This is a genomic window from Streptomyces sp. NPDC007856, from assembly GCF_042868225.1.
GTDB lineage: Bacteria > Actinomycetota > Actinomycetes > Streptomycetales > Streptomycetaceae > Streptomyces.
Genome location: NZ_JBIAEC010000013.1, coordinates 286,995 through 295,285, shown reverse-complemented (window position 1 = coordinate 295,285; position 8,291 = coordinate 286,995). Strand labels below are relative to the sequence as shown.

At 69.6% G+C, this 8,291-nt stretch carries 5 protein-coding genes; 2 read left to right on the top strand and 3 right to left on the bottom strand.

Annotated features, from left to right (window positions below; translation table 11 throughout):
• The 3 genes from ACFYOH_RS29715 to ACFYOH_RS29705 all read right to left on the bottom strand — a co-directional run.
• Positions 1–1,400: PP2C family protein-serine/threonine phosphatase (locus tag ACFYOH_RS29715; protein WP_388631665.1), on the bottom strand; the 1,400-nt coding region annotated here is incomplete at its 3' end.
• Positions 1,401–1,579: 179 nt separating this feature from the next.
• Positions 1,580–2,914: a Dyp-type peroxidase gene (locus ACFYOH_RS29710; RefSeq protein WP_388631663.1), complete on the bottom strand. Its 1,335-nt coding sequence runs from the start codon at positions 2,912–2,914 to the stop codon at positions 1,580–1,582.
• Between the two features lie 807 nt (positions 2,915–3,721).
• Positions 3,722–5,707: an N-6 DNA methylase gene (locus ACFYOH_RS29705; RefSeq protein ID WP_388631660.1), complete on the bottom strand. Its 1,986-nt coding sequence runs from the start codon at positions 5,705–5,707 to the stop codon at positions 3,722–3,724.
• A gap of 142 nt (positions 5,708–5,849) precedes the next feature.
• Between ACFYOH_RS29705 and ACFYOH_RS29700 the strand changes: the two genes are divergently transcribed.
• Together ACFYOH_RS29700 and ACFYOH_RS29695 are read left to right on the top strand one after the other, a co-directional pair.
• The gene (locus tag ACFYOH_RS29700; RefSeq protein WP_388631658.1) at positions 5,850–6,791 is read left to right on the top strand and encodes a serine/threonine-protein kinase; all 942 of its coding nucleotides are present in this window, start codon (positions 5,850–5,852) and stop codon (positions 6,789–6,791) included.
• Positions 6,792–6,970: 179 nt separating this feature from the next.
• Complete coding sequence (locus ACFYOH_RS29695) at positions 6,971–8,227, top strand: serine/threonine-protein kinase (protein WP_388631655.1); 1,257 nt, start codon at positions 6,971–6,973, stop codon at positions 8,225–8,227.
• The last annotated feature ends 64 nt before the right edge of the window (positions 8,228–8,291 follow it).

Here is an 8,291-nt window from a genome sequence, read left to right as displayed (position 1 = left end):
GTCGGCGCGCAGCCGGTACAGGACGTCGTCGCACAGGTCCTGTGCCGGGCAGGGCGTCGGCGCGCAGCCGGTACAGGACGTCGTCGCACAGGTCCTGTGCCGGGCAGGGCGTCGGCGCGCAGCCGGTACAGGACGTCGTCGCACAGGTCCTGGAGGGGCCGGTCGGCGTCGGCGAGCATGCGCCGAAGCGGCTGCGGGTCGCTCGTGCCGTCCTGGCCCTGTACGGCGGACAGGAGCGAGGTCGTGTAGAGGGCGAGGACGTCTCCGTCGGCCAGGGTGACGGTGGTGGTGGCGTACGGGGGGCCGCCTCCGCCGCCGAGGGCACCACCGGCGGTCAGCTCGACGACTCGGGTGCCGGAACCGGGGCCGGCGACGACGGGCGGGGGGTGTCCGGCGGAGGCGATGGTGCACGTGTGAGTGAACGGGTTGTAGAGCACGCACAGGCACGTCGCGCTGAGGGGCTGCCCGCGCAGGGGATCTCCGGGTGGCAGCGCCCTCCGCTCCCGCGCGAGACGTGCCGTGGCGTCGTCGAGTCGGGCGAGAAGCTCGTCGGGTTCCAGATCCAGTGCGGCGAGCGAGATCACGGCGGTCCGCAGTTGCCCCATGGTGACGGCGGTGTGGATGCCGTGGCCGGCCACTTCCCCGACCACCAGGGCCGTTCGGGCGCCGGGCAGGGCGCAGGCGTTGGACCAGCCACCCGCCCCCTGGTCGTCGGCCACGTACAGGCCGGCGGTCTCGATCGCGGTCTGCGAAGGAGCTGCCGGGGGCAGCAGATGGCGCTGCAGTGCCGCGGCGATGGTGTGCTCGCGGGTGTAGCGGCGGGCGTTGTCGATGCCCAGGGCGGTGTGCGTGGCCAGTTCCAGGGTGAGGGCGTGTTCTTTCTCGTCGAAACCGTCGGATCGCTGGCTGCGGTAGAGGCTCAGCAGCCCGAGCACCTTTCCGCGCAGCGTCAGTGGTGCGACGAGCAGGGCACGTGCGCCGGATGCGCGAATTGCTTCGGCTCGCGCCGGATCGGCCGCCAGCCAGGGCGTGTTGGGGCCCAGGGCGATCGTGCGTGGCTTGAGGTCGGCCAGGGCCTGGGCATAAGGGGTCGGGAACGGCAGCGCACGGACGTCTCCCACTGGATGCGCGCGGGCCTGCTGATCACCGCCGGTGTTCCCGAAGGCGGCCCGGCGCAGTGGCACATCCCGTCCCAGGGGGCTCAGTGGTGGTTCCTCTCCCCGCACTACGGGCTCCACCACTTCCACTACGGCGATGTCGGCGAACTCGGGGACCAGCGCGTCGACCAACCCCTGGCAGGTGGCCACCACATCCAGGGTTTGTCCCACCCGCTCCCGGACGGCATACAGGGCCTGGACCGCGCGGCGTGTCTTCTCCTGACCGGTCACGTCGTGTGCCACGACCACCGCCCCCGGTGCATCGTGCAGGGGCAGCACCGAGACGGTGGTGCCCGCCTTGTGCGCGTTGAGGGGCTGCTCCAGACGTCAGCAACGCTCGGTTCACCTGACATCGGGCCTGTACGTGGCGCGTGCCGAGCGGGACTGGTGGCTGCGCGCTCCGTACCGTTTCAACGGCGGGCTCATCCACCAAGGTTGGCCAGCCAACGCAACGCGCTGAGACTCGGCAGGAACAAGTACTCGCCTCCACGGGTGATGACGAAGCGCTCGACGCCATGCAGGCGACGCCGTACCGGGCGCTGGGGGATCGTGAAGACGCCCGTGCCGTCGTTGTCTCCCGTGAGCAGGTCCTTCTCCACATCGAGGCCGGTGAAGTTGCCGTCGTTGAACCATTGCGACTTCACGAACTCGAACTGGCGGTCGGGGTGTGCGTTGACGGCGATGAACACGATGCCGCGGTCGGCGCCGTCGTCGTCCAGGGTGCCGGCCGGCAGCGGCGGGCCGTAGCTGGTGCTCCGCCGGATCAGGCGGTGGAGGTCGACGTCACCGATGATCTCCGAGTCGCGCGGATTGGCACGCCTGGCGTGTGCGCCACGGGGGCAGACCGCGCCATGCGGATCGGACGCGTAGAGGAAGTCGTTGTTGCGCTGCTCGTCCGCCCCGAGGTCCGGGTCGTCGTGCTCGGGTGCCAGGATCAACGGGGCACCGCTCGGCCAGCGGCCCACGATCTTCGCGGCGAGCAGCGACTCCTCTTCCGGGTTTCCGGCGTTGTCGTGGAGATAGCGCCGGAAGGCGGCGACGCGTGTGTGCAGCTTCCGCCAGACCACGAACGTGCCGTTACGGCCCAGCACTTCCGGCTCCGGTATCGGGGGCAGGTTTCCGGTCTGGTCGGGATAGCCCAGCACGAACTCGCCGGCCTTGAGGACGGGACCGCCACCGGGTGGGTTGTCCGCGCCGCTGCCTTCCACCGCTGGGTTGCTGATGCCGTCCTTGTAGCCGAAGCTGGTGTGCCCCGAGGTCAGTTGGTACAGGTCCTGCCGGTACACCACTTGAAGGCCGGGAAGCTGCGCGCGCGCCTGGCGGGCCCGTTCGAGGACGACGGCCAGTGACTCCTGGTCGGCGGCGACGAGGGACAGTACGACGTGCGCCTGGCCGGTGCCGAAGGGAGGTTCCCAGTGTGTGGGTGCGCTCTCGCCGGTGTCGCCCAGGAACTCGGCCCGTGCCGCCATGCCCTGCCGGAACTCCTCCGGGAAGCTGTTCAGGGAGGTCTGCGGCACCTGGAGCGCTTCGAGCCCCCGGTACGTCACCGCGACGTTGAGGAGTGCCGGGAGCGGTGGCTGCCACCAGTTGGCAGCGGAGTCGACCAGCCCGGCCAGGCGTCCCATCAGCTCACGGCCGGCGCCGGGGTCGTCCACACGCAGCAGGATGTAGGTGCCGACGTACGGTGACGGCCGGGTGCGCAGCACAATGCCCTGAATCTCGTCCAGCTGCAGGGCTGGGCCTTCGACCGTCGTCATGTCGTCCCCTCGATCAGATTTCGGCCGATTTGTATCAATTTTCGGATCTATCGGTGCTGTCCGACACGGCAGGTCGCGCGATCCACGAGCGCTCGGGCGCGTGGGGTCGGCCGAAGGGCGAGGTTCTGCCGGGCAAGGTCAAGTGCCCGCTGAGGGTCGGCGCCGACCGTCAGCCAGAACTCCGCCGCGTGATCGGCGTACGCCTCAGGATGGCGTGTCATCAACCTCTCGTAGCGAGCAGCGGCGTGGGCGCGCTTTGGTGACGATTGCGTCGTGTGCGGGCTCGTTGGACCAGATCCACTCCTCGCGGGGGTTGTGGGTCATGGTGGTGCGGTGGCCGAGGGCGACGTCGTCGATGTTCCGACATAGAGGGTGAAAAGATGCGCAGCCCAGCCCGGTCCACCAATGCGTTCACCAGACCGGCGGTGCAGCCGAAGTGTTGGTAGAGGCTGCCGAGACGCGCGCTCTGCCCGACGCCTCACGTCACCGTCTGGGTGGACAGGGGCGGAGGCGCTCAAAGCTCTGCGGATCCTGACCGTTCTCGGGGAAATGGCTGACGCGGGTGCGGCGCGGATGTGAGATCAGGGCCAGCAGAAGTTGCGCCATCTCACTGATCGCCGGAGAGGCGGTATGCCGCATAGGCGCCCCTGTGCGCGCTCGGCCGACACTCGCCGTCATGAAACCTCCGCCATGACTCGATGACGAGGATTTCCAACGCAGTCGTCCCTGCGTCGCTGCGGCCGTTCGGCGCGACACCGCATGGTCGTTACCGGTGTTTGCTGAGTCCGGCCGACCGGCCGGTAAGGGTCAGGTAGCCAGTCCACCTGCGGCAAGGCGATCGCTCATGTCGCTCACCAACCCCTTACCTGAACGCTCGGCTCTGGCGACGAGCGTCTCGAAGGCCCTGAGGCGACGAAACGTATCCGCATACACCATCTGCTTCTCCAGGGGAAGCTGGAGTACCTGCAACCGCCGGATGTCGACCCGGGAGGAGCTGGAAGCATGGGTGCCTGCCTGGCGCCCGTTGGCCGGAGCGCGCAGACAGCCGGCGAGGAAGTGGGGGTCGAGCTTCTCCGAGTCCACCCGCAGGGTGTAGAGCTGCGGGCCGAGAGCCATCGGTGCGCCCTCATGCACCCACGCCTTGAAGGCCCGGATCACTCCGGCGACCACTACATCGCCCTCTTCGGCAAGGGTGTGGGCCGATTGGGCTGCCAGCAGCCCGCTGGGCGCACCGTCGAGCAGCAGGTCGGCGATGGTGAGGAACGGTACGGCGGTCCCGCTGAGAGGTGCCGTCTTCTCCGGAGGCTGCTGACCGGCGCGCAGCGTCAGCGCACCTGCTTTGACCAGGTCTCCCACGGTCGTCGTGGTCTGCTGGGTGCCGGTCTCGACGTCGAGTACGGACAGATGTTGTGCCTGATCGGCCAGATCGGTCAGCAGCGACCCGAACTCGCTCCACTTATTGGCAAGTTCTTTCGACGACGGTTCGGACGTCGACGCGGTGTAGCGTCCCGGGGTGACGTCCACCTCGTCGTCCAGAAGGTCGAGCAAGGGAACGCGCGCGGCGCTCTCCGGCGGCTCTTGATCGGAATGGTCGAGGTTCGCCAGCGCGGTGAGGACGAAGGAACCGAGAGCGTCCCAGTCGGGGCTCGGCTCGCGTGTTCCCGGTCGTGCGAAGCCCGTGGCGTCCACCAGGAGGGCGTCCTGGCTCGGAGGAGGGGCGGCAGGGCCGTCCGCCGCGGCTCGCAGGACCCACAACTGCAGTGACACGCTGTGAGGTTGGGCACTGCCCGGGGGCAGGGACACCACCGCCCGAAGTGCTCCGGTGCGCAGCAGCGAGCCGCGAATACGCCGACCCGCCTTGCGTGATGCCACGGCGGGTGGGAGGACCACCACGGCGACTCCGCCGGGCTTGAGGTGGGAGAGGAGGTGCTGCACCCAGGCCAGTTCGGGCTCGGTCCGCGGGGGCAGCCCATGGGTCCAGCGCTGGTCGGTGGCGAGTTCCTCGTACCCCCAGTCCCGTTCATTGAACGGCGGGTTGCACAGTGCGATGTCGGCCTTGGCCCCGGTGAAGGGGTCCTCCCGCAGCGCGTCGGCCGTGGCGATCTGTGTACGGATGTGACGGTCGTCCGCGACGAAGCCGAGCCGGGCGGACGCCAGCGCGGCCAGCGCCGGATCCCGCTCGCACGCGAGCAACTCGAGGCCCGGGCCGTCGTACTCCTGAGCGGCAGCTGCCGCCAGGTGTCCCGTGCCGCACGCCGGATCCAGGACGGTCAGTCCGCCATCCTGCGGACCGAGACGGGCGGTGAGGGCGATCCGGGTCATCAGTGTGGCGAGTGGTGGTGGCGTGGTGCTGAGCTGTCGGACATGGGTTTCCAGCCACCGTTGCAGCAGGAACTCGAAGGTGTCGCGCGGCCCCTCCGTCCGCCCCAGCTTCGCCGCCTCGGCCACCAGCTCACGAGCCTGCGGAGAGAGCTCGGCATGGGAGATCCGTGCCCTGGACGACCGCATCCGGCGGGCGGCCTCGGCCACGGCCAGCCCCGACTCGTTCCGGCTGCCGAGCAACTCGAAGCGCGGCCAGAGGAGTTCCTTGCCGCCGACGTCCCTCAGCTTCCCGTTGTCGCGCAGCCACTGCTCGACCTCGGCGAGCGAGAACTGCGGGCTGACGTCGGTGCCCCCGATCCGTGTGGGGAAGGAGTCGTGGCGTCGGCGCCAGTTGCTCACAGCGGCTCGCCCGACGCCGGCGATCCGGGCGATCTCGGCCAGGCTGACGGGTACGACGTCGGGGGTACTCATCGATCAGTCTCCGAGGTACTTGGTGGCTGGCGGGTGGTCGGCTCCCCAGCAACCGATGAAAAGAAGGCTACTACGCTCATTGACTCTGTTCACAGAGTTTACGTTCCACTGTGATGTGTGGGAGATGTGGAGGTCGGGGAAGATGCCGGGTCTCGCGCCGGGAATGGTGCTTGGTGGCCGCTATCGGCTGGAGTCGGTTCTGGGCCGCGGTGTGATGGGGCAGGTGTGGCAGGGGCGGGACCTGCCCCTCGGCCGGCCCGTCGCGGTCAAGACCGTCGCAACGGAGCTGCTGGCCGTGGCGAGCAGCCGCGAAGCGGCCCTGGCCCGGTTCAGCAGGGAGACGCGGGCGGCCGCACGCCTCGACCATGCGAACGTCGCCACTGTCTTCGACGCATCGCTCACGGACGACACCTGCTGCCTGGTGATGGAACTGATCGAAGGCACCACTCTCGAGTACCTCTTCGACCAGCAGGAGGACGGGCGGTTCGACCTCGCCTCGGCGGTCGCCGTCGCGGCCCAGCTCTGCGCGGGACTGTCCGCGGTCCATGCCGCCGACCTCGTCCACCGGGACCTGAAGACGCAGAACATCATGATCCGGCGGGACGGCGTCGTGAAGATCCTGGACTTCGGGCTGGTCAAGCTGCTCAGGGACACGGATGCGCGGCTGACGACGACCGGCGAGGGCATCGGCAACCTCTTCTGCGCCTCCCCCGAGCTGCTGGCGGGGCGGGACCAGCTCGACGGCCGCAGCGACCTGTATGCCGTGGGCTGCCTGCTGCACCACATGCTGACGGGTGAGACTCCCTTCCCCACCCATCAGCCCGCGCTGTTGTCCTCCCACCATCTCGCGTCACCCCCGCCCCTCGTCGCCGACTCCGGGGTGGACGTGCCCGGCGACCTGCAGAACCTGCTCACGGCCCTGCTCGCCAAACGGCCCGAGGACCGCCCTTCCTCCGCGGCTGAGGTCTACGCGGCCCTCGCGCCCCACCTGCCGCAGCCGCGACCCGAGTTGGCTGTCAGGCGCACAGTGCCCGAGGATCCCCGCCGACCGTTCCTGGTTCCGCAGGGCCCGATGCCGCTGTGAGGCGTGCCCCCCTTCCTGGCCGCTCCGGGGGTGGTTGTAGAAATCATCTTTCTGGGTACCCAAGGGCTGGAAGTGCCGTGAGCCGGTGACACAATGATCTCGTCGGCCGGGTGCCGTGACGTCCCCGGCTGCCGAGAGGCGGCGGGCGCGGGGAGCGCCGGGACTGGGGACGGGGCGCGATGGGGCGAAGCCTTGGGCGGTACGAGCTCACGCACGAACTGGGCCGGGGCGGCATGGGCGTCGTCTGGGCGGCGCACGACCAGGACCATCACCGCGACGTGGCCGTCAAACTCCTGGCCACCCGCGGCCGCGGTGCCGAACCCAGCACACTGGAACGCCGCTTCCTGCGCGAGATCCGCCTGACCAGCCGCATGCGCCACCCGGGTGTCCCCGCCGTCCACGACCACGGCAACCACGAAGGTGAGCTCTACCTGGTCATGGACCTCGTCCCCGGCCGAGCCCTGGACGCCGTCCTCAAGAACGACGGACCGCTCGGCATCGAGCAGGCGGCGGACGTCGCCCGCCGCGCAGCCGAAGTGCTCTCCTACGCCCACGGTCAGGGCGTCGTGCACCGCGACCTCAAACCGTCGAACCTGATGATCACCCCGGACGGAGACATCAAAGTCCTGGACTTCGGAGTGGCCTCGGCCCTGGAACCGCAATCCGGCGAAACGCACTTCACCGCCTCCAACGCCACCCCGGGCACGGTCGTCTACATGGCGCCCGAACAGGCCGTGGGCCGAACGGTGCCCGCGAGCGACCTCTACTCGCTGGGCTGTGTCCTGTACGAACTCCTGACCGGCGCACCGCCGTTCACCGACAGCAGCCCCTTCATGCTGTACCACCGGCACGCCAACGAGCCCGCCCCGCCGCTCGCCGACCGCCGCCCCGACGTGCCCGACGGCCTGCGGACCCTGGCCGAGCGTCTGCTGGAGAAGAGGCCGGAGGACCGGCCCGGCTCGGCCGCCGAGGTGGCGGCCCTGCTCACCGCCTGGGCGCCCCGGCCGGCTTCCGTAGCCGAGTTGGCGCCCCCTCATCCACGCCTGGCCGAGATCGAGGCCCTGCGCCGCGCCGGCCGTCCGGCTCATGCCCTCGATGAGTACCGGGAACTGATGGATGCCCCTGGCCTCGACCGCTCGGGCGCGCTCGCCGCGCGGGCCGGAGCCGCCCTGTGCGTGGGCGCGCTCGGCCGCACCCGGGAGGCCCTGGACGAGCTGAAGTCGGTACTCGCCGAACAGCGCAGCCTGCTCGGACCGGGCCATCCCGCGGTGCTGGACACCCGCTACGAGATCGCCGTATTGCTGATCCGCACCGGAGAAAGACATGCCGCCGAGGAACTGCTGCGGCGCCTGGCCGACGAGGAGGACGCGGTCATGCCTACTTCTGGGCACGGGCGCAGCCGGGCGCTGCTGGAGCGGTTGCGGCGGATGGGCTGAAGCAGTCACATTTCAGCCGCAACTCAACTTTGTGAGCTCTGTTCACAGTTGACGGATCGTGTTA

Bases quoted from the DNA above. Each gene is read 5' to 3' on its own strand.
- ACFYOH_RS29700 (WP_388631658.1), top strand. From the start codon at position 5,850: ATGCCGGGTCTCGCGCCGGGAATGGTGCTTGGTGGCCGCTATCGGCTG.
- ACFYOH_RS29695 (WP_388631655.1), top strand. From the start codon at position 6,971: ATGGGGCGAAGCCTTGGGCGGTACGAGCTCACGCACGAACTGGGCCGG.
- ACFYOH_RS29710 (WP_388631663.1), bottom strand. From the start codon at position 2,914: ATGACGACGGTCGAAGGCCCAGCCCTGCAGCTGGACGAGATTCAGGGC.
- ACFYOH_RS29705 (WP_388631660.1), bottom strand. From the start codon at position 5,707: ATGAGTACCCCCGACGTCGTACCCGTCAGCCTGGCCGAGATCGCCCGG.